This is a genomic window from Pseudomonas sp. B14(2017) (assembly GCF_002113255.1).
In the GTDB taxonomy this organism is placed as follows: Bacteria; Pseudomonadota; Gammaproteobacteria; order Pseudomonadales; family Pseudomonadaceae; genus Aquipseudomonas; species Aquipseudomonas putida_Z.
Map to the genome: position 1 here is coordinate 126750 of NZ_NEJY01000006.1, position 26766 is coordinate 153515.

General features: G+C 63.5%; 21 protein-coding genes. 6 read left to right on the top strand and 15 right to left on the bottom strand.

Annotation, left to right across the window (positions count from 1 at the left end):
* Positions 1–9 precede the first annotated feature (9 nt).
* The 11 genes from astB to acs form a co-directional block, all read right to left on the bottom strand.
* Complete coding sequence (gene astB, locus CAG34_RS07935) at positions 10–1359, bottom strand: N-succinylarginine dihydrolase (protein WP_085589089.1); 1350 nt, start codon at positions 1357–1359, stop codon at positions 10–12.
* A 23-nt stretch (positions 1360–1382) separates the two neighbouring features.
* Positions 1383–2846 carry a succinylglutamate-semialdehyde dehydrogenase gene (gene astD, locus CAG34_RS07940; RefSeq protein WP_085589091.1) on the bottom strand — a complete coding sequence of 488 codons (1464 nt, stop codon included), beginning with the start codon at positions 2844–2846 and terminating at the stop codon, positions 1383–1385.
* A complete protein-coding gene (gene astA / locus CAG34_RS07945; RefSeq protein WP_085589092.1) occupies positions 2847–3875 on the bottom strand; it encodes an arginine N-succinyltransferase in 1029 nt (342 codons plus the stop codon). It abuts the gene before it with no gap.
* Positions 3876–3953: 78 nt separating this feature from the next.
* A complete protein-coding gene (gene aruF, locus CAG34_RS07950; RefSeq protein ID WP_075045963.1) occupies positions 3954–4973 on the bottom strand; it encodes an arginine/ornithine succinyltransferase subunit alpha in 1020 nt (339 codons plus the stop codon).
* A 148-nt stretch (positions 4974–5121) separates the two neighbouring features.
* Positions 5122–6342: an aspartate aminotransferase family protein gene (locus CAG34_RS07955; protein WP_013973653.1), complete on the bottom strand. Its 1221-nt coding sequence runs from the start codon at positions 6340–6342 to the stop codon at positions 5122–5124.
* A gap of 342 nt (positions 6343–6684) precedes the next feature.
* Positions 6685–7665: a transcriptional regulator ArgR gene (argR, locus tag CAG34_RS07960; protein WP_085589094.1), complete on the bottom strand. Its 981-nt coding sequence runs from the start codon at positions 7663–7665 to the stop codon at positions 6685–6687.
* A gap of 98 nt (positions 7666–7763) precedes the next feature.
* Positions 7764–8528 (bottom strand): ABC transporter ATP-binding protein, encoded by a 765-nt coding sequence (locus tag CAG34_RS07965; RefSeq protein WP_025340127.1) that lies wholly within the window; start codon positions 8526–8528, stop codon positions 7764–7766.
* A gap of 22 nt (positions 8529–8550) precedes the next feature.
* Entirely contained in the window at positions 8551–9249 is a 699-nt protein-coding gene (locus CAG34_RS07970) for an ABC transporter permease (protein WP_085589096.1), read from the bottom strand.
* The gene (locus CAG34_RS07975) at positions 9246–9935 is read right to left on the bottom strand and encodes an ABC transporter permease (RefSeq protein ID WP_003260113.1); all 690 of its coding nucleotides are present in this window, start codon (positions 9933–9935) and stop codon (positions 9246–9248) included. Before CAG34_RS07975 ends, CAG34_RS07970 begins: the two co-directional genes overlap by 4 nt.
* A gap of 88 nt (positions 9936–10023) precedes the next feature.
* Positions 10024–10809, bottom strand: a complete 786-nt coding sequence (locus CAG34_RS07980; RefSeq protein ID WP_085589099.1) for an ABC transporter substrate-binding protein — start codon at positions 10807–10809, stop codon at positions 10024–10026.
* 622 nt (positions 10810–11431) lie between these two features.
* Complete coding sequence (acs, locus tag CAG34_RS07985; protein ID WP_015271271.1) at positions 11432–13393, bottom strand: acetate--CoA ligase; 1962 nt, start codon at positions 13391–13393, stop codon at positions 11432–11434.
* 398 nt (positions 13394–13791) lie between these two features.
* On the opposite strand from acs, the gene CAG34_RS07990 reads away from it, so the two are divergent.
* Positions 13792–14046, top strand: coding sequence for a DUF2790 domain-containing protein (locus CAG34_RS07990; RefSeq protein ID WP_003260110.1), 255 nt, complete (start codon positions 13792–13794; stop codon positions 14044–14046).
* Between the two features lie 155 nt (positions 14047–14201).
* On the opposite strand, the gene CAG34_RS07995 is transcribed toward CAG34_RS07990, so the two are convergent.
* Positions 14202–15761 (bottom strand): sigma-54-dependent phenylalanine hydroxylase transcriptional regulator PhhR, encoded by a 1560-nt coding sequence (locus CAG34_RS07995; protein WP_024087504.1) that lies wholly within the window; start codon positions 15759–15761, stop codon positions 14202–14204.
* A gap of 256 nt (positions 15762–16017) precedes the next feature.
* Here CAG34_RS07995 and phhA point away from each other — a divergent pair, with 256 nt between their 5' ends.
* The 4 genes from phhA to CAG34_RS08015 all read left to right on the top strand — a co-directional run bounded on the left by phhA (position 16018) and on the right by CAG34_RS08015 (position 18912).
* Complete coding sequence (gene phhA / locus CAG34_RS08005) at positions 16018–16806, top strand: phenylalanine 4-monooxygenase (protein ID WP_025340130.1); 789 nt, start codon at positions 16018–16020, stop codon at positions 16804–16806.
* 39 nt (positions 16807–16845) lie between these two features.
* Positions 16846–17202, top strand: coding sequence for a 4a-hydroxytetrahydrobiopterin dehydratase (locus CAG34_RS08010; RefSeq protein WP_003254532.1), 357 nt, complete (start codon positions 16846–16848; stop codon positions 17200–17202).
* A gap of 291 nt (positions 17203–17493) precedes the next feature.
* Entirely contained in the window at positions 17494–17622 is a 129-nt protein-coding gene (locus CAG34_RS29160) for a hypothetical protein (protein ID WP_015271274.1), read from the top strand.
* A 90-nt stretch (positions 17623–17712) separates the two neighbouring features.
* Positions 17713–18912 (top strand): MFS transporter, encoded by a 1200-nt coding sequence (locus CAG34_RS08015; RefSeq protein WP_075045966.1) that lies wholly within the window; start codon positions 17713–17715, stop codon positions 18910–18912.
* A 137-nt stretch (positions 18913–19049) separates the two neighbouring features.
* Here the strand turns inward: CAG34_RS08015 and CAG34_RS08020 are convergent, their stop codons facing one another.
* Positions 19050–22070 (bottom strand): FAD-binding and (Fe-S)-binding domain-containing protein, encoded by a 3021-nt coding sequence (locus tag CAG34_RS08020; RefSeq protein ID WP_075045967.1) that lies wholly within the window; start codon positions 22068–22070, stop codon positions 19050–19052.
* A 152-nt stretch (positions 22071–22222) separates the two neighbouring features.
* On the opposite strand from CAG34_RS08020, the gene CAG34_RS08025 reads away from it, so the two are divergent.
* On the top strand, positions 22223–23107 hold the full coding sequence (locus CAG34_RS08025) for a LysR substrate-binding domain-containing protein (RefSeq protein WP_085589101.1): 885 nt from the start codon (positions 22223–22225) through the stop codon (positions 23105–23107).
* Between the two features lie 178 nt (positions 23108–23285).
* Here the strand turns inward: CAG34_RS08025 and CAG34_RS08030 are convergent, their stop codons facing one another.
* On the bottom strand, positions 23286–24704 hold the full coding sequence (locus CAG34_RS08030) for an amino acid permease (protein WP_075047028.1): 1419 nt from the start codon (positions 24702–24704) through the stop codon (positions 23286–23288).
* A 742-nt stretch (positions 24705–25446) separates the two neighbouring features.
* Entirely contained in the window at positions 25447–26514 is a 1068-nt protein-coding gene (gene rluB / locus CAG34_RS08035) for a 23S rRNA pseudouridine(2605) synthase RluB (RefSeq protein ID WP_085589103.1), read from the bottom strand.
* Between the last annotated feature and the right edge of the window lie 252 nt (positions 26515–26766).

Here is a 26766-nt window from a genome sequence, read left to right on the forward strand (position 1 = left end):
AGTCTCTCTTCAAGGTTGGCGTTGGAACGGATACACCGAGCCCAACTTCAGGATCTGGGTCAATTCGTCCAGTGCCGTACGGCATTCCACCAGCAACTGCGGGTCGGCCAGGTCCGCCTCGCCAAGGCGATCGCGGTAATGCTTGTCGACCCACTGCAACAGGGTGTCGTACAGCGAGGCGGTCATGATAACGCCTTGGTTGACCGCTGCCAGTTCCGTTTCCTTCAACGCCACGCGCAAACGCAGGCAAGCTGGCCCACCGCCGTTCTGCATGCTCTGCTTGAGGTCGAATACCTTGACCTCCTTCACCGCGCCGCCCTGGCTGGTCAACTGGCCCAGGTAGGCCCAGACCCGCTCGTTGTTGCGGCACTCTTCCGGCACCACCAACAGCATGGAGCCGTCGTCGCGGCTGAGCAGCTGGCTGTTGAACAGATAGGAACGCACCGCGTCCTCTACCGTCACCGCTGCCCGCGGCACGCAGATGGCCTGGAAGTTGCCACCCTTGCTGGCCAGTTTAGCTCGCAGCTGGCCAAGTACCGCCTCGGTGTCGAGGAAAGCGTCCTCGTGATAGAACAGCACCTCGCCGTTGCCCACCGCAATTACATCGTTATGGAACACGCCCTGGTCGATCACGGCCGGGTTCTGTTGAGCGTAGACCACGCCGTCATCGCTCAGGCCATGCAGCCGAGCCACAGCCTGGGAGGCTTCCAGGGTTTGCCGGGCCGGGTACTTCTGCGGCGCCGGGTAGCGGCTGTCGAAGGCGCTGCGGCCGTAGACGAAGAACTCCACGCCGGCCTCGCCATACGCACGGCAGAAGCGCGTGTGGTTGGCCGCCCCCTCGTCACCGAACTGCGCCACGGCAGGCAGTGCCTCGTGGTGGGCAAAGTGCTTGTCGTTGCTGAACATGGCACCCAGCACGCGGCTGGTGGTCGGGTGCTCGATACTGCGGTGGTACTTGCAGTTGAGGTTGGCAGCAGTGAAGTGCACGCGGCCATCGGCAGTGTCGGCACTGGGGCTGACCGTGGCGGCATTGGCCACCCACATGCTCGAGGCCGAGCAGCTGGCCACCAGCAATGGCATGGCCTCCTTGGCGGCGCGCTGGATCACTTCGGCATCGCTGCCGCTGAAGCCCAGGCGGCGCAGTGCGGCCACGTCGGGGCGCTCCTGCGGCGCCAGCACGCCCTGCTTGAAGCCCATGTCGGCCAGCGCTTTCATCTTCGCCAGGCCCTGGCGCGCGGCTTCGCGCGGGTTGGAACCCTGCTGGCTGTTGCTCTGCGAAGCCACGTTGCCGTAGGACAGGCCGCCATAGTTGTGGGTAGGCCCCACCAGGCCATCAAAATTCACTTCATAGGATTTCATCGGCTAGGCTCCGTGACCTGTTGTTATAGGGTGACGCCCGGCGTCAGGGTTGCCGGCAAGGCAAGGCTGGCGGTCTCCAGCGAAGCCACGGGGTAAGCGCAGTAGTCCGCCGCGTAATAGGCGCTGGCGCGATGGTTGCCACTGGCGCCCACGCCGCCGAACGGTGCACTGCTGGCGGCACCGGTCAGTTGCTTGTTCCAGTTGACGATGCCAGCGCGGCTGCGCAGCCAGAAGTACTGGTAACGGGCGCGGGAGTCGGACAGCAAACCGGCAGCCAGGCCGTACTGGGTGTTGTTGGCCTCATCGATGGCGGCATCGAAGTCGGCATAGCGGATCACCTGCAGCAGCGGGCCGAAGAACTCTTCGTCCGGGCGCTCGGCCACCGCGGTGACATCGACAATGCCCGGGGTCAGCAGTGCGGCATCGGCCTGTGGCTGGGTCATTTCCAGCAGCTTCACGGCGCCCTTGGCGACCAGTTCGGCCTGGGCTGCAATCAGCGCCCGCGCTGCCTGCAGCGAAATCACCGAGCCCATGAACGGCGCCGGCTGCTGGTCGAACGCACCGACCGTGATGGATTTGCTCACCTCGACCAGGCGCGTGATCAGCGCATCGCCCCAGGCGCCTTGCGGCACCAGCAGACGGCGGGCGCAGGTGCAGCGCTGGCCGGCGGAAATGAACGCCGACTGGATAATGGTGTACACCGCCGCATCGAGGTCCTTGACCTCGTCCACCACCAGCGGGTTGTTGCCGCCCATCTCCAGGGCCAAAATCTTGTCCGGGCGGCCGGCGAACTGCTGGTGCAACAGGTTGCCGGTGCGGCTGGAGCCGGTGAAGAACAGGCCATCGATACCCGGGTTGGCGGCCAGCGCCACACCGGTTTCGCGCGCGCCCTGCACCAGGTTGAGCACACCCGCCGGCAGCCCGGCGGCAATCCAGCAATTGACGGTCAGCTCGGCGACCTTGGGCGTCAGCTCACTGGGCTTGAACACCACGCAGTTGCCCGCCAGCAGCGCCGGCACGATATGGCCGTTGGGCAGGTGGCCGGGGAAGTTGTAAGGGCCGAACACCGCCACCACACCATGGGGCTTGTGCCGCAGCACGGCCGTGGCATCGGCCAGCGGGCCGCTCTTTTCGCCGGTGCGCTCGCGGTAGCTCTGCACCGAGATCGCTACCTTGTTGATCATGCTGGTGACTTCGGTCGCCGACTCCCACAGGGGCTTGCCGGTTTCCTCACCGATGCACTGGGCCATGGCTTCGGCATGCGCTTTCAGTTGCGTGGCGAACTTCTCCAGCAAATCGATACGCGCTTCCAGGCTCAATTGCGCCCAGGCCGGGAAGGCCTGACGGGCTGCCTGCACGGCGGCATCCACCTGGCTGGCGTCAGCGCCCTGCCCCTCCCAGACGACGGCTTGCGTGACCGGGTTGAGCGACTGCAGGGTTTCGCCCTGGCCAATCTGCCAATTGCCTGCGATGTAATGCGTGGTCATTTACTGGGCCTCCCGGCTTGCCGACAGCGGCACGGCGCGCACGTTGTCGCCGGCGCCCATGCGCAGGCGCTTGGCGGTCAGGGGGTCGACCACCAGGGTACCGGCAGCCAGCCGCGCAGGTGCGGCCGTGATGCGGCAGTCGTCGCGCTTGCGGTTGTGGATGATGTAAGGCGTCGCGTCATCGCCCGGCGTGCCCACCGCCAGCACCAGGGTCTGGCTCTCGCGCACGGCGCGGATCTTGGAGGTGTCGCACTCGATGGCGGGGCCGGCGTCGAAGATGTCGACGTAGCCCTGGTAGTTGAAGCCTTCCTGCTTGAGCATCGCCAGTGCCGGCTCGGTGTCCTTGTGCACGCGGCCGATCACGTTGCGCGCTGCCTCGGACAGGAAGCAGGTGTACAGCGGGAACTTCGGCATCAGTTCGGCAATGAACGACTTGTTGCCCACGCCGGTGAGGTAGTCGGCCTGGCTGAACTCCATCTTGAAGAAGTGCCGGCCCAGGCTTTCCCAGAACGGCGAGCGGCCCTGCTCGTCGGACATGCCGCGCATTTCGGCGATGATCTTCTTGCCGAACAGCTCGGGGAACTCGGCGATGAACAGCATGCGCGCCCGCGACAGCAGGCGGCCGTTGAGGCCGGAGCGGTAGTCACTGCGCAGGAACAGCGAGCACAGCTCGGAGTTGCCGGTCAGGTCGTTGGCCAGGAACAGGGTGGGGATTTCGCGGTAGATCTTCAGCTCCTGCGAGGCGCTGACGGTCAGGCCGACCCGGTAGTTGTACCAGGGTTCGCGCAGGCCGACGGCACCGGCGATGGCACTGATGCCCACCACCATGCCTTCGTCGTTTTCCAGCACGAACAGGTAGTCGGTGTCGCCACGCTCGGCTTCGCCGCGGAAGCTCTTCTCCGCCCAGCCAACGCGATGCCCCAGGCGCTCTTCGTTGGCCGGCAGCGTGGTCAGCCCGGTGGTACCGGTGCTGCGTGCCAATTCGATCAACGCAGGCAAATCGCTGCTGCGTACAGGACGAACGATCATGCTATCTCCTTTTGCGGCGGCGGCGGCCGGCGCGAAACTCTTCTAACGCATCAATCCAGAAACGCCTGTTGCCAGACCTCAGACCGCAACCAGACGCACGCTGGCACCCTCGCCCACCCCCAGCGCCTCGGCGGCGGCCGGGCTCAGGCTGACCGGTTTGCCCGGCACCCAGTCCAGGTCCAGCAGTACCGCGCGGTAATCCTGCAACTGGCCGTTGCACACCAGGTACGGGCGCCCGCCCTTGACCGGGGTGTCCTCGAGCTTCACCGGCACCACCCGGCTCTGGGCGATGGAGCGGATACCCGAGGTACGCGCATGCAGGGTCGGGCCGCCATCGAAGATGTCGATGTAGTGCTCGGTCTCGAAGCCTTCGCGCATGAGGATGTCGAAGGTAATCTGCGCCCGCGGGTGCACCTGGCCCATGGCTTCCTGCGCCAGGTCAGGCAGCAGCGGCACGTAGATCGGGTAGTGCGGCATCAGTTCGGCGAGGAAGGTGCGGCTCTTCAGGCCGCACAGGCGCTCGGCGTGGGCATAGTTGAGGTCGAAGAAGTTGCGGCCGATGGCATCCCAGAACGGCGATTCACCCTGCTCGTCGCTGTAGCCGACGATCTCGGTCACCACCGAGTCGGCGAAACGCTCCGGGTGAGCGGCCATGAACAGCAGGCGGCCACGCGAATTGAGCTCGGCCCAGCCGCTGTTCACCAGTTCCGGCAGCACATAGAAGCTGGTCAGCAGGCTGTTGCCGGTCAGGTCATGGCACAGCGACAACACGTGGATCTTGTTATGGATCTTCAGCTCGCGCGAGGCGTGCACGAAGGTCTCGTTACGAAAGCTGTAGAACGGCTCGGAGTAGCCGGCCGAAGCGACGATGGCCGAACAACCGGCCAGCTTGCCGGTTTCGCTGTCCTCGAGCACGAAGAAATAGCTTTCTTCACCGTTGAAGCTGACCTCGGCGGCGAAGGAAGTCTCGGATGCGGCGATCTTGTCGCCCAGGCGAGCGGTGTCGTCCGGCAGCGAGGTGACACCAATGGGGCTGTCTGCAGCCATGCGCTGCACTTCGTTCAGATCAGCCATTTGCGCGGGGCGCATCACCAGCATGGTGTCACTCCTTTGGAATACGGGCCGCTCACGGCGGCACGGAAAAACGGCAGGTGCACTGGCACCTGCACTGGAATCGGGTATCACCGGCCCCGGTACAGGCTCGGGTTGAGCCTGCACCGGGGCCGGCGAAGGAACCGCAGGCGGATCAGCCCTTGGTCAGGGTGGCCACGGCGCGCTCGAAGCGGTCCAGGCCTTCGTCGATGTCGGCGTCTTCAACCACCAGGCTTGGCGCGAAGCGGACCACATCCGGGCCGGCCTGCAGCACCATCACGCCTTCTTTCTCGGCGGCGTTGAGCACGTCCTTGGCCTTGCCTTTCCAGGCTTCGGTCAGCACGCAGCCCAGCAGCAGGCCAACGCCACGCACTTGGCTGAACAGGTTGTACTTCTGGCCGATCTGCTCCAGGCGGACCTTGAAGCGCTCATGCTTGGCCTTGATGCCGGCCAGGGTTTCCGGGGTGTTGACCACATCCAGCACCGCGCAGGCGACGGCGCAGCCCAGCGGGTTGCCGCCGTAGGTGGTGCCGTGGGTGCCGACGGCCAGGTGCTTGGCCAGCTCGGTGGTGGTGAGCATGGCACCGATCGGGAAACCGCCGCCCAGGCTCTTGGCGCTGGTCAGGATGTCCGGGGTAACGCCGTAGTGCTGGTAGGCATACAGCGAACCGGTACGGCCAACGCCGGTCTGCACTTCGTCGAAGATCAGCAGGGCGTTGTGTTCGTCACACAGTTTGCGCGCGCCTTCCAGGTAGGCCTTGTCGGCCGGCACCACGCCGCTCTCGCCCTGGATCGGCTCGATCACCACGGCGCAGGTCTTGTCGGAAATCTGTGCCTTCAGCGCTTCCAGGTCGTTGTACGGCACATGGCTGATGCCGGTGATCTTCGGGCCGAAGCCATCGGAGTACTTCGGCTGGCCACCGACGCTGACGGTGAACAGGGTACGGCCGTGGAAGCTGTTCACGGTGGCGATGATTTCGTGCTTTTCCGGGCCGAAGCGGTCGTGGGCAACGCGACGGGCCAGCTTGAAGGCGGCCTCGTTGGACTCGGCGCCGGAGTTGCAGAAGAACGCACGGTCGGCAAAGGTGGCGTCCACCAGCTTGTGGGCCAGGCGCAGGGCCGGCTCGTTGGTGAACACGTTGGATACGTGCCAGAGGGTGTTGGCTTGCTCGGTCAGGGCCTTGACCAGTGCCGGGTGGCAGTGGCCCAGGGCGTTGACCGCGATGCCACCGGCAAAGTCGATCAATTCGCGACCCGACTGGTCCCAGACGCGGGAACCCTCGCCTCGCACAGGAATGAAGGCCGCCGGAGAATAGTTGGGGACCATGACCTGGTCGAAATCGGCACGTTGCACCGGGGCTTGCTCAACGGACATCTGAGTCTCCTGAAGAGGAACGCTGGCCTGGAAGTGGCGAGCGATGGGGGGATTGTAAGGACTGATCCGCGCCTGTCCTTGCGGCCAAGCGACAACTTGTTACAGCGCAAAACCCAGTTTTGACAAGGCTTTCGGCAATGCGACAAACACTGTCGCAATCGCGCAGTGTACGGGAGAGAGGGGGCTGGGTGAACGGGTGTACACATATAGAAGCGTGGCTGCCTGTACCGGCCGATTCGCGGGCACGCCCGCTCCCACAAGTGCCCCGTAACCATCAAGGCCTGTGGTGATCCTGTGGGAGCTGGCTTGCCGGCGATAGGGCCAGTACAGACTACAGGGCAATCAGCCTTTTTCGGCAGGCGCCGAGCTCAGTTCGAACGGGCTGCTGCTACGCCTCTGATTGCGGTCTTCCCGCGGCGTTGCGCCAAAGAAGTTGCGGTAGGCACTGGAAAAATGCGGCCCCGAGGAGAAGCCGCAGGACAGCCCGATCTGGATGATCGACTTGCTGGTCTGCATCAGCATCTGCCGCGCCTTGTTCAGCCGCAGCTCCAGGTAGTACTGGCTCGGCACGCGGTTCAGGTACTGCTTGAAGATACGCTCCAGCTGCCGGCGCGAAACGCACACGTGCTGGGCAATTTCGTCGGTGGTCAGCGGCTCTTCGATGTTGGCCTCCATCAGCAGCACCGCCTGGGTCAGCTTGGGGTGGCTGGAGCCCAGGCGGTTCTGCAGCGGAATGCGCTGGCGCTCGCCACCCTCGCGGATGCGCTCGACCACCAGTTCCTCCGACACTGCCCCGGCCAGCTCCGCCCCGTGGTCACGGGCCAGCACCGCCAGCAGCAGGTCGGTAACGGCCATGCCGCCACAAGCGGTCAGGCGATCGCGGTCCCAGTCGAACAGGTGGCTGGTGGCGATGACCTTGGGGAAGCGCTCGGCAAAATCATCCTGCCAGCGCCAGTGCACCGCAGCCCGGTAACCGTCGAGCAGGCCCAGCATCGCCAAGGGGTAGACCCCAGCCGACAGGCCGCCGATCATGCAGCCACTGCGCGCCAGTTGCTTGAGCGCCGCCGACAACGCAGCCCCCACCGCCGGCGGCTGCTCGTCAGCCAACAGGAACAGCTTTTGGCACCCCTCAAGGCGGCCGTTCCACGGCTCGCCCGGCAGGCGCCAGTTGCCCTCTTGCGCCGGCTCCGCCTGCAGGAAGACCAGCTCGTAGACCACCTCCGGGTGCACCCGCTGCGCCACCTGCAACACTTCCTCGGCCAGCGCCAGGGTCAAGGGCCGGGTGCTGGGCCAAATGAGAAAACCGATTCGCTGGGTGGTCATAGGGTGCGGTCCGAAACCTGAGGTCGTTCGAGTCTGTGCGCCGGGTCAGGCTGCGCTCGCCGCGCAGCATGCCCTATTCTGGTGCAAAATTGCAGTTTTTACTTCAGGCTGCCGGAGAGGAACTGCTTCAGGCGCTCCGACTGCGGGTTGGCCAGCACTTCGCGCGGGCAGCCGGTTTCTTCCACCAGGCCCTTGTGCAGGAACACCAGCTGGTTGGACACCTCACGGGCAAAGCCCATTTCGTGGGTCACCACCACCATGGTGCGGCCTTCCTGGGCCAGCGCCTGCATCACCTTGAGCACATCGCCCACCAGTTCCGGGTCCAGCGCCGAGGTCGGCTCGTCGAACAGCATGACCTCCGGCTCCATGGCCAGCGCCCGGGCAATTGCCACACGCTGCTGCTCGCCGCCGGACATGTGCCCCGGGAAAGCGTCCTTGCGATGAGCGACACCCACCTTGGCCAGGTAGTGCTCGGCCTTTTCCAGGGCTTCCTTGCGGTTCACGCCCAGCACATGCACTGGCGCTTCGATGATGTTTTCCAGCGCGGTCATGTGCGACCACAGGTTGAAGTGCTGGAAAACCATCGACAGGCGCGAGCGCATGCGCTGCAGCTGACGCGGGTCGGCGGCCTTGAGCGCGCCGTCCTTGCCCGGTACCAGCTTCAACTCTTCGTTGTTGAGCAGGATCTTGCCGGCGTGCGGCTGCTCCAGCAGGTTGATGCAGCGCAGGAAGGTCGACTTGCCCGAACCGCTGGAGCCGATGATGCTGATGACATCGCCTGCCTTGGCCGACAGGGACACGCCCTTGAGCACTTCATGGCTGCCGTAGCGCTTGTGCAGGTCTTGGACTTCGAGTTTGTACATGCTGTCGATTCTCACAAAGCGGTCAGTGCTTGCGCGGCGCCAGGTAGCCGAGCCAGCGGCGTTCGGCCATCTTAAACAGGCGCACCAGGATGAAGGTCAGGCACAGGTAGAACACGCCCGCCGTGATATAGGCCTCGAAAGGCAGGTAGTACTGGGCATTGACCGTGCGCGCAGCGCCAGTGATGTCGATCAGGGTGACGATCGACGCCAGGCTGGTGGTCTGCAGCATCATGATCACTTCGTTGCTGTACTGCGGCAGCGCCCGGCGCAGGGCCGACGGCAGCAGGATGCGCCGGTACATCTTCATGCGCGACATGCCCATGGCCTTGGCCGCCTCGATTTCGCCATGGGGCGTGGCCTTGAGGCTGCCGGCGATGATTTCGGCGGTGTAGGCACTGGTGTTGATGCCGAACGCCAGGCAGGCGCAGAAGGTAGCGCTGGACAGCAGCGGCCACAGGAAGCTTTCGCGCACCGCCTCGAACTGCGCCAGGCCGTAGTAGATCAGGAACAGCTGCACCAGCATCGGCGTGCCGCGGATCACGTAGGTGTACAGCCACGCCACGAGATTGACCGCTGGCTGCCTGGACACCCGCATCAGGCCCAGCGGAATGGCTGCCAGCAGCCCGAAGAACAGCGAAATCGCCAGCAGCTTGAGGGTGGTCAGCAGGCCGCCGAAGTACATCGGCAGTGCCTCCCAGACGACGTTGTAGTCGAAGATCATAGTTCAGCCACCTTGACGCCAACCGAGTAGCGGCGCTCGAGATACTTCAGGGCCAGCAGCGAGATGCTGGTCAGCACCAGGTACAGGGCCGCCACCGCCAGGAAGAAGGTGAAAGGCTCGCGGGTGGCGTCGGCCGCCTGCTTGGCCTTGAACATCATGTCCTGCAGGCCCACTACCGAAATCAGCGCGGTGGCCTTGGTCAGCACCAGCCAGTTGTTGGTGAAGCCCGGGATCGCCAGGCGAATCATTTGCGGCACCTGGATGCGGAAGAACACCTGGCGGTTGCTCATGCCATACGCCACACCCGCTTCGGCCTGGCCTTTCGGAATACCGAGGAACGCACCGCGGAAGGTTTCCGACAGGTAGGCACCAAAGATGAAGCCCAGGGTACCGATACCCGCGATCAGCGGATTCAGGTCGATGTAGTCTTCATAACCGAGCAGCGGCGCAACCCGGTTGATGATGTCCTGCCCGCCGTAGAAGATCAGCAGGATCAGGACCAGGTCCGGAATACCACGAATCACCGTGGAATACAGATCGCCCAGCCAGGCCAGCCAGCGCACCGGCGACAAGCGCAGCGCCACACCGATCAGGCCGAGCACGATGGCCAGGGCCATCGACGACAGGGCGAGCTGAAGCGTCAGCCACGCCCCGTCGAGGATGACTGCCCCGTAGCCTTTCAACATGATGAGGTCCTCGACCTAGAGAATGAAAAATGGTGCAAACCTCAGAGCCTCTGCTGTTTGCACCATTGCACAGGTGAAACCCGACGTCTTAGTTCGAGTCTGGACCGTAGATGTCGAAGTTGAAGTACTTCTTCTCGATTTCTTTGTACTTGCCGTTGGCACGGATGGCGTCGATGGCCGCGTTGATGCGGTCGACGTTGACCTTGTCACCCTTGCGCACGGCAATACCGATGCCGTCACCGAAGTACTTGGCGTCGGTGAAGGCCGGGCCTACGAAGGCGAAGCCCTTGCCGGCGTCGGTCTTGAGGAAGCCGTCTTCCAGCAGGGTGGCGTCAGCCACGGTGCCATCGAGGCGGCCAGCTGCCACGTCCAGGTAGATTTCGTTCTGGGTGCCGTAAGGAACCACGGTGGCACCTTTGGCGCCCAGTACTTCCTTGGCGAAGCGGTCGTGGATCGAACCGCGCTGCACACCAATCTTCTTGCCCTTGAGCTCATCCAGGCTGTCGCTGACGGCGGTACCTTCCTTCATCACCAGGCGCGCCGGGGTCAGGTAGTAGCGCTTGGTGAAGTCGACCGATTTCTTGCGGTCTTCGGTGATCGACATGGACGACAGGATGGCGTCGATCTTGCGCACTTTCAGCGCCGGGATCAGGCCGTCGAACTCCTGCTCGACCCAGGTGCACTTGGCTTTCATCTCTTCGCACAGGGCGTTGCCGATGTCGTAGTCAAAACCGGCAATGCTGCCGTCTGGCTGCTTGAAGGCGAAGGGTGGGTAGGCGGCTTCGATGCCGATTTTCAGCGGTTTTTCATCGGCCTGCGACACCAGGGAAAACACGGACAGCGCCAGGGCGCCAAGCAGTGCGAGCTTCTTCATCAGGTAACTCCATCGGTACGGAGCAATACAAGGCAGGTAACGGCTGCCCGATATGCGAATGGGTACAACGCGAGCCGCGCAGGGTTCGACCAAGGTCGCAGACCACGAGCGAGTGATTGGCATTTTAACGACAGCCCGGTAGTCGATATTTCTTCAAAGCGACAACTACTTACAGAAGCGCTTGAAACGGCAGCGGGCGATGTTGACAGCCATTGCAAAATATGCAAGAGCGCAAGAAATAGAACCTATAGTACTAGCAATTCCCGGGCCTATTATTGGCAAAGCCTTGTATTACGGCAAGTGCAGCGTGCCGTGTCGCAAAAAAGGCTGCGAAAACGCACTGAAACAGGCCGGATTTGTTTCCTGGCGCCCCGATATTGTGCGGCGCCGGTGACAGAACAGTTACCGATGAATGTCGGGTAACAGTAAAGCAAAAAACCCCGCCGGTTGCCCGGACGGGGTTTTGTTGGCGGCACACGCCCCTGCAGGAGCGGCCTTGTGTGGGAGCGGGCGTGCCCGCGAAGCAGACGGCGCGGTGGATGGCACCGGCTGCGCCGGTGTTCGCGGGCATGCCCGCTCCCACCCAAAGCGGCGCCTACAGGGGCCGCGCCCTGCTTCGCTATCAGGCCGAAGCCAGGCTCATGGCCTTGTGGGTATCGATCAGGTGCTGCACCACGCCCGGGTCGGCCAGGGTCGAGATATCGCCCAGGGCATCGTACTCACCCGTGGCAATCTTGCGCAGGATGCGGCGCATGATCTTGCCCGACCGGGTCTTCGGCAGCCCCGGCGCCCACTGGATCACATCCGGCGAGGCGATCGGGCCGATTTCCTTGCGCACCCAGTTCTTCAGCTCCAGGCGCAGCTGCTCGCTGGCCTCGATACCGGCGTTGAGGGTGACATACACATAGATGCCCTGCCCCTTGATGTCGTGCGGCACACCCACCACCGCGGCCTCGGCCACTTTCGCATGCGCCACCATGGCACTTTCGATCTCGGCAGTACCCATGCGGTGACCGGACACGTTCAGCACGTCATCCACGCGGCCGGTGATCCAGTAGTAGCCATCCTCGTCGCGGCGCGCACCGTCGCCGGTGAAGTACATGCCACGGAAGGTCTTGAAGTAGGTATCGACGAAACGGTCGTGGTCGCCGTACAGCGAACGCGACTGGCCCGGCCAGGAATCGAGGATCACCAGGTTGCCTTCGGCGGCACCCTCGATCAGGTTGCCCAGGTTGTCCACCAGCGCCGGCACCACGCCGAAGAACGGGCGGGTTGCCGAGCCCGGCTTGAGGCCGGTAGCGCCCGGCAGCGGGCTGATCAGGATGCCGCCGGTCTCGGTCTGCCACCAGGTGTCGACGATCGGGCAACGCTCCTTGCCCACGGTCTTGTAGTACCAGTTCCAGGCTTCGGGGTTGATCGGCTCACCCACCGAGCCCAGCAGGCGCAGGCTGGAGCCATCGGCCCCTTCAACAGCAGCCTGCCCTTCGGCCATCATCGCGCGGATGGCGGTTGGCGCGGTGTACAGGATGTTGACCTTGTGCTTGTCGACGATCTTCGACACGCGGGTGATGTCGGGGTAGTTCGGCACGCCTTCGAACAGCAGGGTGGTGGCGCCGTTGGCCAGCGGGCCGTAGACGATGTAGCTGTGGCCGGTGACCCAACCCACGTCGGCGGTGCACCAGTACACCTCGCCCGGGCGATAGTCGAACACGCGCTCATGGGTCAGCGCGGCGTATACCAGGTAGCCGCCAGTGGTGTGCAGCACGCCCTTCGGCTTGCCGGTGGAGCCAGAGGTATAAAGGATGAACAGCGCTTCCTCGGCACCCATCTCTTTTGGCGCGCAGTGGCTGGAGGCGACTTTCATCAGGTCTTCGTACCAGATGTCGCGGTGCTGGTGCCAGGCAATGTCGCCACCGGTGCGCTTGCACACGATGATCTTCTGCACGCTGTTGGTTTCAGGGTTGGTCAGCGCCAGGTCGACGTTGGCCTTGAGCGGGGTACGCCGGCCACCGCGCACGCCTTCGTCGGCGGTAATCACGACCTTGGACTTGCAGTCGATGATACGGCCGGCCAGCGCCTCGGGCGAGAAGCCGCCGAACACCACCGAATGGATCGCACCGATACGGGCACAGGCCAGCATGGCGACCACGGCCTCGGGGATCATCGGCATATAAATGGTGACCACGTCACCCCGGTGCACATCCTGGCCACGCAGGGCGTTGGCGAACTTGCAGACCTGCTCGTGCAGCTCGCGGTAGGTGATGTTGCGGTGTTCGGAAGGGTCGTCGCCTTCCCAGATGATGGCCAGCTGGTCGCCGCGCTCTTCGAGGTGGCGGTCCAGGCAGTTGGAGGAAACGTTCAGAGTGCCGTCAGCGAACCATTTGATATCGACGTGGTGGTCGTCGAAGGAGGTCTGCTTGACCTTGGTGAACGGCTTGATCCAGTCGATGCGCTGGGCCTGCTCGCGCCAGAAGCCGTCCGGGTTGATCACCGACTGCTGGTACATGGCCTTGTAGGTGGCCTCGTCGGTCAGGGTGGTGGCCGCAACCTCGGGACGAACGGGATACAGTGGAGCCGCACTCATCTGTGTTACCTCGGTGTAATAGTTGTTTTTGTATGGAACCGTTTGTAACTGTACCAGAGCGACAAAAGCCATTCGACGTTGGTAGTAATTTGGTACGCCCGTCCTTACAAAGCGCTCTGGCACGCACCTTACAGCCATGGCGAGGAAAAAATGGGGCCCTTTACCAGAGGATTGTTACAGATTCTGTCAAAACACTTTATCAAAAGACCCACTGTTTCGGCCTTGGCCCCAGCCATAAAATTCACCTCGCCAGCAACGGCAAGGCGATTAACAACTGGTAACAGCCCCCACGAAGGCAAACGTTAATCCCCATCCAAACCCGATAGTTAAAACTAGCAATACTCGCGGCGCCATAAGCGCCGCGTGCCCCCTCACGACCTTAGACAGGTAAATTGAAAATGAAAGCTTTACTGGTATTGGTACTTGGCAGTCTTTGCGGCGCGGCGATGGCCGGCGAAGCCAAAGATGCCGAGCAGATTCCGGTTGAACAGTACAGTTACTCGCAGCACCTGGACATTGCCCGCGTCATTTCCATGAGCGAAGTGCCCAATGTGTGCGAAGTCGTGCCAGCCCGCATGACCTACGAGGACTCCAAGGGCCAGAAGCACATTCTCGAATACCGCGTGATGGGGAACGGCTGCTCGAACGGCTGACACCTTGTGAATTGGGGGCCCTGCGGGCCCCATTCGCGGGCTTGCCCGCTCCCACAGGTACAGCGCCTGCCTTGAATTTGGCGCGGTACTTGTGGGAGCGGGCAAGCCCGCGAAGAATATTGCACCTGATTAACAGGTTATTGACCAACCGCTTATTAATCTACCGACTTGCCCAACGAATAATCCCTCAACTTGTTGGCAATAGTCGTATGCGAAACACCCAGTCTTTTACCTAAAGCCCGACTACTCGGGAATTCCCCCATCAAACTTTCCAGCACCGCTTTTTCAAAGCGCCCGACAATCTGCGAAAGATCCCCATCCAGCGAAAACTCACCCAGCGGTTGGCGCACGCCGTAATCCGGCAAACGTATATGTTCACTTTTGACCACGCCGCCCTCGCATAACGAAACCGCCTGGAACAACACGTTTTCCAACTGCCTTACATTACCCGGCCAATGATACTGGCCAAGTTTGTCCATCGCCGCCGGCGCCAGGCGCGGCATGGCGCAGCCGATCTGTCGGCTGGCCTGGTCGAGAAAGTGCTGCACCAATCCTTCCAGGCCATCCATGCATTCGCGCAATGGCGGAATGTGCAGCGACAACACATTGAGCCGGTGATACAGGTCCTGGCGAAACTCGCCACGGGCACACAATTCGGACAAATCCACCTGGGTCGCGCAGATCACCCGCACATCCAGGTACACCTCTTCATCGCTGCCGACACGACGGAAACAGCCATCCTGCAGAAAACGCAGCAGCTTCACCTGCAGGCGCGGGCTCATCTCCCCTACCCCGTCAAGGAACAGCGTGCCACCGGCGGTCAGCTCCAGCAGCCCCAGCTTGCCCTCGGCCCGCGCCCCTTCGAATGCCCCGGGGCCGTAACCGAACAGCTCGGTCTCGGCCATCGACTCGGGCAACCCGGCGCAGTTGAGCGCCATCAACGGCGACTGGCCGCGCGGGCTGGCCAAGTGGCAGGCACGCGCCAGCAACTCCTTGCCGGTGCCGGTCTCGCCCTCGATCAGCAATGGTGCGTCCAGCGGCGCCATGCGCCGCGCCTCGCGTACCACCGCAGCCATCACCCGCGAGCTCTGGAAGATACTGTCGAAACCGCGCAGCTCCTGCTTGCGCACGTTGTAGATGCGCTCACCGATACGGTCGGCGCGGTGCAGGGTCAGCACCGCGCCGGCCAGCGCCTCGCTGTCGTCGTGCTCGGACTGCAGCGGCGCGATATCGGCCAGGAACACATCACCCTTGACCTTGATGCGCAGGCCGTTGATGCGCGACTTGTTGGCGCGCACCAGCTCTGGCAGGTCGAAGTCCTCCACATAGCGCGCCAGCGGCATGCCCGGCACCTCGTCCACCCGCACCCCCAGCAGCTGCGCAGCGGCCCGGTTGGCGGCGACGATGCTGCCACCCATGTCGATCGACAGCACCGGGAAGTCCAGCGCCCCCAGCAGCGCATTCAGCTCCATGTGCCGGCGCTCGCTGGGCATAAGCCCCACGCGCTTGACACCGAATACCCCGGCAATCGCCTCGAACTTCGGCCGCAGCGCCTGGAACTGCAGATTGATCAGGTTCGGGCAATGCAGGTAGATGGCGTTGCCATGGTCACCGCCCACCTCGCCGCGCAGCACGTTGATGCCGTACTCCACCAGCAGGTTGAGGATGTCGCGCAGGATGCCAATACGGTTCTGGCAATGCACTTTGATACGCATGAGGGCTCTCGAAGCGCCAATGTTTTTCAACACCGCGCGGAAAAGTCGTAAAGATAAGCTGACAAAAACAGCCGAAGCTTCAGCCAGATGCCTCGGATTTTCCGACACCTGCGCCTTTTTGTAAAATTATCGTTACGAAAACGTCGCTCAAAGCCAGCCCCGCCCACTGGCCCACCCCGTGCAAAGCGGCCAGCGAAGGGATATTCCTAAGGCATGTCCTGCACATAACAAGAAAAGCCCTCACCAGGAGAGCCACATGAAACAGACGCAATACGTGGCACGCGAGCCCGATGCGCATGGTTTTATCGATTACCCGCAGCAAGAGCATGCGGTATGGAACACCCTGATCACCCGTCAGCTGAAAGTGATCGAAGGCCGCGCGTGCCAGGAATACCTGGACGGCATCGACCAGCTCAAGCTGCCTCATGACCGTATTCCGCAACTGGGCGAGATCAACAAGGTGCTGGGCGCCACCACCGGTTGGCAGGTTGCCCGGGTCCCTGCGCTGATCCCCTTCCAGACCTTCTTCGAACTGCTGGCCAGCAAGCGCTTCCCGGTGGCCACCTTCATCCGTACCCCGGAAGAGCTGGACTACCTGCAGGAGCCCGATATCTTCCACGAGATCTTCGGCCACTGCCCGCTGCTGACCAACCCCTGGTTCGCCGAATTCACCCATACCTACGGCAAGCTCGGCCTGGCCGCGACCAAGGAACAACGCGTGTACCTGGCGCGCCTGTACTGGATGACCATCGAGTTCGGCCTGATGGAAACCGCGCAGGGCCGCAAGATCTATGGCGGCGGCATCCTCTCGTCGCCAAAGGAGACCGTCTACAGTCTGTCTGGCGAGCCCGAGCACCAGGCCTTCGACCCGATCGAAGCCATGCGCACACCGTATCGCATCGACATCCTGCAGCCGCTGTATTTCGTGCTGCCGAACATGAAGTGTCTGTTCGACCTGGCCCACGAAGACATCATGGGCATGGTTCACAAAGCCATGCAGCTGGGCCTGCACGCACCGAAGTTTCCACCCAAGGTCGCTGCCTGAGCGACCTTGCCGATAACAACTCGAACCGGAAAACACCACATGAATGCCTTGAACCAAGCCCATTGCGAAGCCTGCCGCGCCGACGCACCAAAGGTCACCGACGAAGAGCTGGCCGAGCTGATTCGCGAAATCCCGGACTGGAACATCGAAGTACGTGACGGCCACATGGAGCTGGAGCGCGTGTTCCTGTTCAAGAACTTCAAGCACGCCCTGGCGTTCACCAATGCCGTGGGCGAGATCGCCGAGGCCGAAGGCCACCACCCGGGCCTGCTGACCGAGTGGGGCAAGGTCACCGTGACTTGGTGGAGCCACTCGATCAAAGGCCTGCACCGCAATGACTTCATCATGTGCGCACGCACCGACAAGGTGGCGGAGACGGCTGAAGGCCGCAAGTAAGCACAGAGAAACTGGGGCCGCTTCGCGCCCCTTCGCGGGCACGCCCGCTCCCACAGGGACCGCGTAATCCTTGATTTTCGCGGTCCCTGTGGGAGCGGGCGTGCCCGCGAAGGGGCGCGAAGCGGCCCCAGTTTTTTGCAGGAAAAATGTCCGCTGTTCGCCCGCAAAACCGACAAGCGACCGCTAAAAAATCCAAACTGTCATCCAGACTTGTGTATCCTGCCCCAGCTTTGCGAAGCTTCAAACGCGCCTGGCGCAGACTTTTCACTCACACTTGCGAGGAACGACGAGATGCATGAAATCCCGAATCTTCCCTTCCCAAGCCTGAACCCAGAAGAGCCAACCGTTACCGTTCACGCCGAACCGGCAGCTGCCGTCGAGCAGGATGGTGACGATCAATCCAGCGCTGACCAGGAATAACCGCGCATCCCCGACTGTGTGAAAACGGCTGACCTGCGGGCTACCCCCGTCATCACGTTTTCACACCGTCCAGAACCCACGTAGGCCCTCATGCCCCACTCACCGCGCCCCCTTGCGGTCACCCTGCAAGTCGTCTCCATCGTCCTCTTCACCTTCATCGGCTACCTGAACATCGGCATCCCGCTGGCCGTATTGCCCGGCTATGTGCACAACGATCTGGGCTTCAGTGCCGTGGTCGCGGGCCTGGTGATCAGCGTGCAGTACCTGGCCACCCTGCTCAGCCGGCCCACCGCCAGCCGCATCATCGACAACCACGGCAGCAAGAAGGCAGTCATGTATGGCCTGGTCGGCTGCGGGCTCAGCGGGGTGTTCATGCTGGCCTGCGCCTTCCTCACCCACCTGCCCTGGCTGAGCCTGGCCTGCCTGCTGGTCGGCCGCCTGGTACTTGGCAGTGCGGAAAGCCTGGTGGGCTCCGGTGCGATTGGCTGGGGCATTGGCCGCGTAGGTGCCGAAAACACGGCCAAGGTCATTTCCTGGAACGGCATCGCCAGCTATGGCGCGCTGGCCATCGGCGCTCCGTTGGGCGTACTGATGGTCAAGAGCCTGGGCCTGTGGAGCATGGGCGTGAGCATCATCCTGCTGTGTGCGCTCGGGTTGCTGCTGGCTTGGCCCAAACAGGCCGCACCGATCGTCAGTGGCGTGCGCCTGCCGTTCCTGCGGGTGCTGGGCAAAGTGTTCCCGCACGGCTCGGGGCTTGCCCTGGGCTCGATCGGCTTTGGCACCATCGCCACATTCATCACCTTGTATTACGCCAGCCGCGGCTGGGCCAATGCGGCACTGACCCTGAGCCTGTTCGGCGCCAGCTTCATCAGTGCGCGACTGCTGTTCGGCAACCTGATCAACCGGCTTGGCGGGTTCCGGGTGGCGATCGCCTGCCTGTCGGTGGAAACGCTCGGGCTGCTGATGCTGTGGCTGGCGCCCAGCGCCGAACTGGCGTTGGCGGGGGCCGCGCTGAGCGGGTTCGGCTTCTCGCTGGTGTTCCCGGCACTGGGGGTGGAGGCGGTGAACCAGGTGTCGGCGGCCAACCGCGGGGCGGCGGTAGGGGCTTATTCGCTGTTCATCGATTTGTCGCTTGGGGTGACCGGGCCGCTGGTGGGCGCGGTGGCGGCGGGGTTCGGGTTTGCTTCGATGTTTCTGTTTGCGGCAGCGGCGGCGGCTTGCGGGCTGGTGTTGAGCCTGTATCTGTATCGGCAGGCGCAACGAAGGCGGGATCGCGCACAGGAAACCTGATTTATGTACTGCCTGCACTGGCCCTATCGCCGGCAAGCCAGCTCCCACAGGGGCCGCATGAACCAAGGCTGACGCTACACCTGTGGGAGCTGGCTTGCCGGCGATGGGCTGCAAGGCAGCCCCCGGGGCCCTGAAGGTCAGCGCTGAGCGTACTGCAGCACCACTTCCAGCGGGTGGCGCATCTGCCGCTCGGTCATGCGCTTGACCTGGCTGCGGCACGAGTAACCGGTCGCCAGCGGCTCGCCTTCCTTGTCCAGCTTGGTCGCCCACGACTGCTCGAAGATGGTCCGCGAAGTGTCCTGGTTACGCGCCTCGTGCCCATAGGTACCCGACATACCGCAGCAGCCAGTCGCCTCGGTCACCAGTTTCAGGCCAAGGCGGGCGAACACCTGCTCCCACTGCCTGGTGCTGGCCGGCACGTTGGTCTTCTCGGTGCAGTGCGCCATCAGGCGGAAATTGCCCGGCGCGGTCGGTGCCTGCTCCGGCAGCACATCCATCAACCACTCCTGCGGCAACAGCACCTGCGGGCAGCCATCCAGGCCCGGCACTTTCTGGTACTCCTGGCGATACACCAGGGTCATCGCCGGGTCCAGGCCCACCAGCGGCACGCCGCACTCGGCCAGGGCCTTGAGCTGGGTGGCATTGCGGATCGCCGCCTTGGCGAACGCACCGAGGAAGCCCTGAACGTGCAGTGGCTTGCCGTTGGCACTGTACGGCGCCAGGAACACCCGGTGGCCCAGGCGGTGCGCCAGGTCGATGAAGGCCGACAGCAGCGGCGTCTCGAAGTAACGGGTAAAGGCATCCTGCACCAGCACGATGCTGCGCTCGCGCTGGGCCGGGGTCAGTTCACGCAGGGCCGGCACGCTGGCCACGCCGACGCGGCAGCGGGTCAGGGTGGCCTGGAAGTTGAAGCGACTGATCAGCGGGCTGTCGACCATGCCGACCTTGTCGGCCAGCAGCTTGCTCACCCACTTCGAGCCCATCACCGCGTTGTACAGCCCTGGCGCGTGGGCCAGGTACGGGATGGTGAACTCCAGCGAACCGATCAGGTAGTCACGCAGCGGGCGCTGGTAGCGGCCGTGGTACAGCTCGAGGAAGCGCGAGCGGAAGTCCGGCACGTTGACCTTGATCGGGCACTGCCCGGCGCACGACTTGCACGCCAGGCAGCCAGCCATGGCGTCGTACACCTCATGGGAGAAGTCTTCCTGGCCCTGGCTGCGCGCACGGTTGTTGCGCAGGCGTGCCGGCAGGCCCTTGAGCCACGACACCTTGTTGCGCGCCGCCGCCAGCACGTCGATGTTGGCCTCGCCCTGCAGGCGCAGCCATTCGCGCATCAGCGAAGCACGGCCCTTGGGCGAATGCTGGCGTTCACGGGTGGCCTTCCACGACGGGCACATGGCGTCGTTGGGGTCGTAGTTGTAGCAGGCGCCGTTGCCGTTGCAATGCACGGCGCTAGGGAAGTCCTGCCACACGCGTTCGTCAATGGTGCGGTCGAGGTCGCCGCGCAGGGTTACGCCATCGACCTTGGTCAGGCCTTCGGCGCTGCCTGGCGGGGTGCAGATCTTGCCCGGGTTTAGCTGGTTGTGCGGGTCGAAAGCGCCCTTCAGGCGCTGCAGCGCCGGGTACAGCTCGCCGAAATACTCCGGCACGTATTCCGAACGCAGGCCCTTGCCGTGCTCGCCCCACAGCAAGCCGCCATAGCTTTTGGTCAGCGCCGCCACGGCGTCGGAAATCGGCTTGACCAGTGCGGCCTGGGCCGGGTCCTTCATGTCCAGTGCCGGGCGCACGTGCAGCACACCGGCATCGACGTGGCCGAACATGCCGTAGGCCAGGCCGTAGCCATCGAGCAGTGCACGGAAGTCGGCGATGTAGTCGGCCAGTTGCTCCGGCGGTACCGCGGTGTCTTCCACGAACGGTTGCGGGCGCACTTCGCCCTCGACGTTGCCCAGCAGGCCCACCGAACGTTTACGCATGGTGTAGACGCGGGTCACCGCCTCGGCGCCCTCGGCCAGGGTGTGGCCCAGGCGCTCGACGCTGGTGTCGCTTTGCAGGTGCTGGATGAACGCTTGCACCTTGGCATTGACCTCGGCCGGCTCGTCGCCGCAGAACTCCACCAGGTTGATGCCCAGGGTCGGGCGCTCGGGGTCGGCCGGGAAGTATTCGGCAACGCTGTGCCAGACGATGTCCTTCATCGCCAGCATCAGCACCTTGGAGTCGACGGTCTCGATCGACAGCGGCTTGTGCGCCATCAGCGCGTTGGCGTCACGCAGGGCATCCATGAAGCTGGTGTAACGCACGTTGACCAGCACGGCGTACTTGGGGATCGGCAGCACATTGAGCTTGGCTTCGACCACATAGCCCAGCGAGCCCTCGGCACCGCACAGCACGCTGTTGAGGTTGAAGCGGCCCTGCTCGTCGCGCAAGTGCGCCAGGTCGTAGCCGGTCAGGCAACGGTTGAGCTTGGGGAAGGTGGTTTCGATGAGGTCGGCCTGGGTTTCCTGGATCTCCCGCGCCATGCGGTACACCTCGCCGACCCGGCCGGGCGCGGCACAGGCCTGTTCCAGCGCGGCATCGTCGATCGGCAGGCTGTGCAGGCGCTCGCCACCGAGCAGCACGCTGTGCAGCTCCAGTACGTGGTCGCGGGTCTTGCCATAGGTGCAGCTGCCCTGGCCGCTGGCATCGGTGTTGATCATGCCGCCGACAGTGGCGCGGTTGGAGGTGGACAGCTCGGGGGCGAAGAACAGCCCGTGCGGCTTGAGCGCGGCGTTGAGCTGGTCCTTGACGGTACCGGCCTGCACCCGCACCCAGCGTTCCTCGACGTTGATTTCGAGGATCTTGTTCATGTGCCGCGACAGGTCGACGACGATACCGTCGGTCAGCGACTGCCCGTTGGTGCCGGTACCACCGCCGCGCGGGGTCAGCTTGACCTGCTGGAAGCGCTCCTCGGCCATCAGCGTGGCGACCCGCGCCACATCGTCGGCGTCCAGCGGGAACACCGCCGCCTGTGGCAAGCGCTGGTAGATCGAGTTGTCGGTGGCCAGCACCGTGCGGGTACCGTAGTCGGCACTGATCTGGCCACGGAAGCCGCTGTTGCGCAGGGCTTCGAGGAATTCGGGGTAGTTGGCGCTCGGGGCAACGGTCGGCAGCTGGGCGATCATCGAAGGATGGCCTCTTGATATTGGCTAATTCACGGGATTCCTGTCGTTCCGGCATGGGTGATGGCATGCGGAGGTGACGTGCAGGCCAATGTTCCTGTAGTTTCGCTTCAGGGGCAAAGGGATAATCCTGCCGCTATTAATGACTTTCATGAATGAATTACCGCCATCTGACCCCATCCATGTCGCTGCTACTGGCTTTCGAGGCTGCCGCCCGGCATGAAAGCTACACCCGCGCCGCCGCCGAGCTGTCGCTGACCCAGAGCGCGGTCAGCCGCCAGGTGCAGGCGCTGGAGCAGCAACTGGGCCTGACCCTGTTCCGCCGCGAGGGGCGCCAGGTGCAGCTGACCGATGTCGGCCGCCTGTACCAGCGCGAGCTCAGCGAGGCACTGGGGCGCATCCGCAGCGCCACCTTGCAGGCACTGGCCTACCAGTCGGGGGTGGGCACCTTGCGCCTGGCTACCTTGCCCACCTTCGGCTCGAAATGGCTGCTGCCAAGGCTGCACGCCTTCTACAGCGCCCACCTGGGCATGCTGGTGCACATACATTCACGCATCGAAGCCATCAACTTCGACACCAGCGAGATCGATGCCGCCATCGGCGTGGCCAGCCACGACCTGCCGGGGTTGATCTGCCATCGCCTGCATGCCGAGGAACTGGTGGTGATATTGCCGCCGGAGGCCGGCGCGGACAGCCAGGGCTGGAGCCCGGCCCGCATCAGTGAAGAGGTGCTGCTGAATGTGGCCAACAACCCGCATGCCTGGGGCGAGTGGTTCTCGCACCATGGCCTGGCGCACCGGGCGATGCGCCTGGGGCCGAGCTTCGAGCTGACCTCGCACCTGATCCAGGCGGTACGGGCCGGGATCGGCATCGGCCTGGTGCCGCGCATACTGGTGGAGGAAGAACTGGCCAAGGGTGAGCTGTACAGCCCTGGGGTGGCATTTGCCAGTCAGCGCAGTTATTACCTGATCTACCCGCCGCGCAATGAGGCGCTGCCGTCGCTGCGGGCGTTTCGCAGTTGGTTGCTGGAGCAGATCTGAATGTCTGGGCTGCCTGTACCGGCCCTTTCGCGGGCACGCCCGCTCCCACAGGGACCGCGCTGAGCTGGAACCTGTGGTGATCCTGTGGGAGCGGGCGTGCCCGCGAAAGGGGCGGCACAGGCAACAAAAAACCCGAAGCCAGTCACCCGGCTTCGGGTTTTTCTATCGCCGCAGCGCCTTACTTGGCCACGCTACCAGCAGCCCCAAGCGCCTGCGCCCTGCGACGCGGCTTGACCATGTAGACCACGAACATGGCGAACAGCCACACCGGGATCGCATACACGGAAACCTGGATACCCGGGATCATCGCCATGATGCCCAGGATCAGCACCACGAACGCCAGGCAGATGTAGTTGCCATAGGGGTACCACAGCGCCTTGAACAGCGGCTTCTGGCCAGTGCGGTCCAGGTGCTGGCGGAACTTCAGGTGCGAGTAGCTGATCATCGCCCAGTTGATCACCAGGGTGGCCACCACCAGCGACATCAGCAGCTCCAGCGCGTTTTGCGGCATCAGGTAGTTGAGCAGCACCGCGATCAGCGTCACGCCTGCCGACACCAGGATCGAGCGCACCGGTACACCACGGCTGTCGACCTTGGCCAGCGACGCCGGGGCATCGCCCTGCTCGGCCATGCCCAGCAGCATGCGGGCGTTGCAGTAGGTGCCGCTGTTGTACACCGACAGCGCTGCAGTCAGGACCACGAAGTTCAGCAGGTGCGCAGCCACGTCACTGCCCAGCAGCGAGAACACCTGCACGAACGGGCTGCTGCCATAGCTGCCGCCGGACGCATCGATGCTGGCGACCAGGTTGTCCCATGGGGTCAGCGACAGCAGCACCACCAGGGCACCGACATAGAAGATCAGGATACGGTAGATGACCTGGTTGATCGCCTTGGGAATCACGGTCTTCGGCTTGTCGGCCTCGGCGGCGGTGAAGCCGAGCATTTCCAGGCCACCGAAGGAGAACATGATGAAGGCCAGGGCCATCACCAGCCCGCTGACACCGTTCGGGAAGAAGCCGCCGTGCGACCACAGGTTGGCCACGGTGGCTTCAGGGCCGCCGCTGCCGCTGGTCAGCAGGTAGGCACCCAGGCCGATCATGCTGACGATGGCCACCACCTTGATGATGGCAAACCAGAATTCGGCCTCACCGAAGAACTTCACGTTCATCAGGTTGATGGCGTTGATCAGCACGAAGAACGCTGCCGCCGTGACCCAGGTAGGGATCTCCGGCCACCAGTAGTGGACATACTTGCCGACCGCCGAAAGCTCCGACATGCCCACCAGGATGTACAGCACCCAGCAGTTCCAGCCCGACAGGAAGCCGGCGAAACCACCCCAGTAGGTGTGGGCGAAATGGCTGAACGAGCCGGCCACCGGCTCTTCGACGATCATTTCGCCGAGCTGGCGCATGATCATGAAGGCGATGAAGCCGCAGATGGCGTAGCCAAGGATCATCGACGGGCCAGCGGATTTCATCACGCCTGCCGAGCCGAGGAACAGGCCGGTACCAATCGCACCGCCGAGGGCGATCAACTGGATATGGCGGTTCTTCAGGCCCCGCTTGAGCTCGCCTGAATGCATGTTTTGTCCACTCATGAACGAAGTCACCTGCATTGTTTTTATCTGTGACGGAATCGGACCCACCGCGCTCGTGGCGCAGCGGAATGGGCAAGGTGGTTACCTTGGGTTTCCTGACCTCAGGTGCCGCCGGGGCGGGTCAACCAGGCGTGATCAAGAGTGCGCGGTACGCAAGGGAGTCACAGGTAAAACGCGGCGCACTGTATACCCCTGCAAACGCGCAGGCGTCAACGCGTTGCATCGTTTCCTCGGGAAAAAACGCAGCGATCCTGTGGTGTGGGCCTTGAAAGGCGAAGTGATCGGCGTACATGGCGCCTCCATTTGTTGTTTTGTCAGCCTGGCTCTGTGGACAGGCTTTTGCACACGGCAATGGCGGCTATAACACCGTGGGGCGGGCCTTTGGGCAAGGGTGGGCGGGGCTTGGCCGGCTGTTTTGACGGGGAGTCGGCGGCAAGGTTTGTTTACACGATTCGACCTAATCTGAAATCCGGGCTGAAACCGACCACATTCGTACAGTTTTCTTTACAGGGTGGTTCGAGAACTTGCCAGTCGTCCGAAAATTCTTTTTGTTCAATGTCTTGGGGCCGCTTTGCGGCCCATCGCCGGCAAGCCAGCTCCCACAGGATGATCACAGGTGCGGCCATTGTGGTGACCCTGTGGGAGCTGGCTTGCCGGCGATGGGCTGCAAAGCAGCCCCAAAATCTGACAGGCATAAAAAAACCAGCCCGAAGGCTGGTTTCTCGATTACCACACAGGCCAATCAGCCACGCGGTTTGCCGCGGCCACGCCCTGCCGGCTTGTCACCTTCAGGCTTGGCCGGACGCTTGCGCATCTCGCTCGGGCGTTCGGCCACGGTGCTGCCACGGCCGGTCTTGCGCGGGGCCTCTTCACGCGGCTGGCGCGCCGGGCGTTCGCCAGCAGCAGCACCTTCGTGAGCCGGGCGCAGGTTGCGCACGCGCTCGCCACGGCCCAGCGGGCGGGTCGACTTGCGCTGCAGGCGCTCCATCTTGTCCTTGGCCTTGAGCTTCATGGCTGGCAGCGCCACCGGCTGCAGGCCCACTTCAGCAGCGAGGATGTCGATTTCGCCCTGGCTCATTTCACGCCAGCGGCCCATCGGCAGGTCGGAGTTGAGGAACACCGGGCCGAAACGCACGCGCTTCAGGCGGCTGACCACCATGCCCTGAGACTCCCACAGGCGACGCACTTCACGGTTGCGGCCTTCCATCACCACGCAGTGGTACCAGTGGTTGAAGCCTTCGCCACCGGGTGCCTTCTGGATGTCGGTGAACTTGGCCGGGCCATCTTCCAGCATCACGCCGGCCTTCAGGCGCTCGACCATCTCGTCGTCGACCTCACCACGCACACGTACCGCGTACTCACGGTCCATCTCGTAGGACGGGTGCATCAGGCGGTTGGCCAGTTCACCGTCGGTGGTGAACAGCAGCAGGCCGGTGGTGTTGATGTCGAGGCGGCCGATGTTGATCCAGCGGCCTTCTTTCGGCCGTGGCAGGCGGTCGAACACGGTCGGGCGGCCTTCCGGGTCGTCACGGGTGCAGATTTCGCCATCGGGCTTGTTGTACATGATCACCCGGCGGGTGGCCTCGGCGGCCTCTTCGCGCTTGATCAGCTTGCCATCCACGGCAATGGCGTCGTGCAGGTCGACGCGCTGGCCGAGGGTGGCCTCGACGCCGTTGACCTTGATGCGGCCCTGGCTGATCCAGGCCTCGACGTCACGGCGCGAGCCAACGCCAATGCGCGCCAGCACTTTCTGCAGCTTTTCGCCGGATGGAGGGGTGATTTCGGTGTCTTGCAGGTCTTGCTCACTCATCTGGGCACCTCCCGGTGTAGGAATGAAATAAGGGTTCTGGCGACGAACGCGCCAAAAGGCCGCGCATCATACGCGGTTCGGCGGGGGAACGCACTGGAGGGTAGAGGGTTTTGTGGGCTTTGCGAGGGGTTTCTGCCTAATGGTGGTGTGTGGGCATGGCCGGCCCTTTCGCGGGCACGCCCGCTCCCACAGGGATATCACAGGTCCTGAGGGCTGCGCAGTACCTGTGGGAGCGGGCGAGCCTGCGAAAGG

Bases quoted from the DNA above. Each gene is read 5' to 3' on its own strand.
- CAG34_RS08025 (WP_085589101.1), top strand. From the start codon at position 22,223: ATGAATTACCGCCATCTGACCCCATCCATGTCGCTGCTACTGGCTTTC.
- astA (WP_085589092.1), bottom strand. From the start codon at position 3,875: ATGATCGTTCGTCCTGTACGCAGCAGCGATTTGCCTGCGTTGATCGAA.
- CAG34_RS07975 (WP_003260113.1), bottom strand. From the start codon at position 9,935: ATGTTGAAAGGCTACGGGGCAGTCATCCTCGACGGGGCGTGGCTGACG.
- CAG34_RS08010 (WP_003254532.1), top strand. From the start codon at position 16,846: ATGAATGCCTTGAACCAAGCCCATTGCGAAGCCTGCCGCGCCGACGCA.
- astD (WP_085589091.1), bottom strand. From the start codon at position 2,846: ATGACCACGCATTACATCGCAGGCAATTGGCAGATTGGCCAGGGCGAA.
- aruF (WP_075045963.1), bottom strand. From the start codon at position 4,973: ATGCTGGTGATGCGCCCCGCGCAAATGGCTGATCTGAACGAAGTGCAG.
- CAG34_RS07995 (WP_024087504.1), bottom strand. From the start codon at position 15,761: ATGCGTATCAAAGTGCATTGCCAGAACCGTATTGGCATCCTGCGCGAC.
- CAG34_RS07990 (WP_003260110.1), top strand. From the start codon at position 13,792: ATGAAAGCTTTACTGGTATTGGTACTTGGCAGTCTTTGCGGCGCGGCG.
- CAG34_RS29160 (WP_015271274.1), top strand. From the start codon at position 17,494: ATGCATGAAATCCCGAATCTTCCCTTCCCAAGCCTGAACCCAGAAGAG.
- rluB (WP_085589103.1), bottom strand. From the start codon at position 26,514: ATGAGTGAGCAAGACCTGCAAGACACCGAAATCACCCCTCCATCCGGC.
- astB (WP_085589089.1), bottom strand. From the start codon at position 1,359: ATGAAATCCTATGAAGTGAATTTTGATGGCCTGGTGGGGCCTACCCAC.
- CAG34_RS07980 (WP_085589099.1), bottom strand. From the start codon at position 10,809: ATGAAGAAGCTCGCACTGCTTGGCGCCCTGGCGCTGTCCGTGTTTTCC.
- CAG34_RS08020 (WP_075045967.1), bottom strand. From the start codon at position 22,070: ATGATCGCCCAGCTGCCGACCGTTGCCCCGAGCGCCAACTACCCCGAA.
- CAG34_RS07955 (WP_013973653.1), bottom strand. From the start codon at position 6,342: ATGTCCGTTGAGCAAGCCCCGGTGCAACGTGCCGATTTCGACCAGGTC.
- CAG34_RS07965 (WP_025340127.1), bottom strand. From the start codon at position 8,528: ATGTACAAACTCGAAGTCCAAGACCTGCACAAGCGCTACGGCAGCCAT.
- CAG34_RS08030 (WP_075047028.1), bottom strand. From the start codon at position 24,704: ATGAGTGGACAAAACATGCATTCAGGCGAGCTCAAGCGGGGCCTGAAG.
- CAG34_RS08015 (WP_075045966.1), top strand. From the start codon at position 17,713: ATGCCCCACTCACCGCGCCCCCTTGCGGTCACCCTGCAAGTCGTCTCC.
- phhA (WP_025340130.1), top strand. From the start codon at position 16,018: ATGAAACAGACGCAATACGTGGCACGCGAGCCCGATGCGCATGGTTTT.
- CAG34_RS07970 (WP_085589096.1), bottom strand. From the start codon at position 9,249: ATGATCTTCGACTACAACGTCGTCTGGGAGGCACTGCCGATGTACTTC.
- argR (WP_085589094.1), bottom strand. From the start codon at position 7,665: ATGACCACCCAGCGAATCGGTTTTCTCATTTGGCCCAGCACCCGGCCC.
- acs (WP_015271271.1), bottom strand. From the start codon at position 13,393: ATGAGTGCGGCTCCACTGTATCCCGTTCGTCCCGAGGTTGCGGCCACC.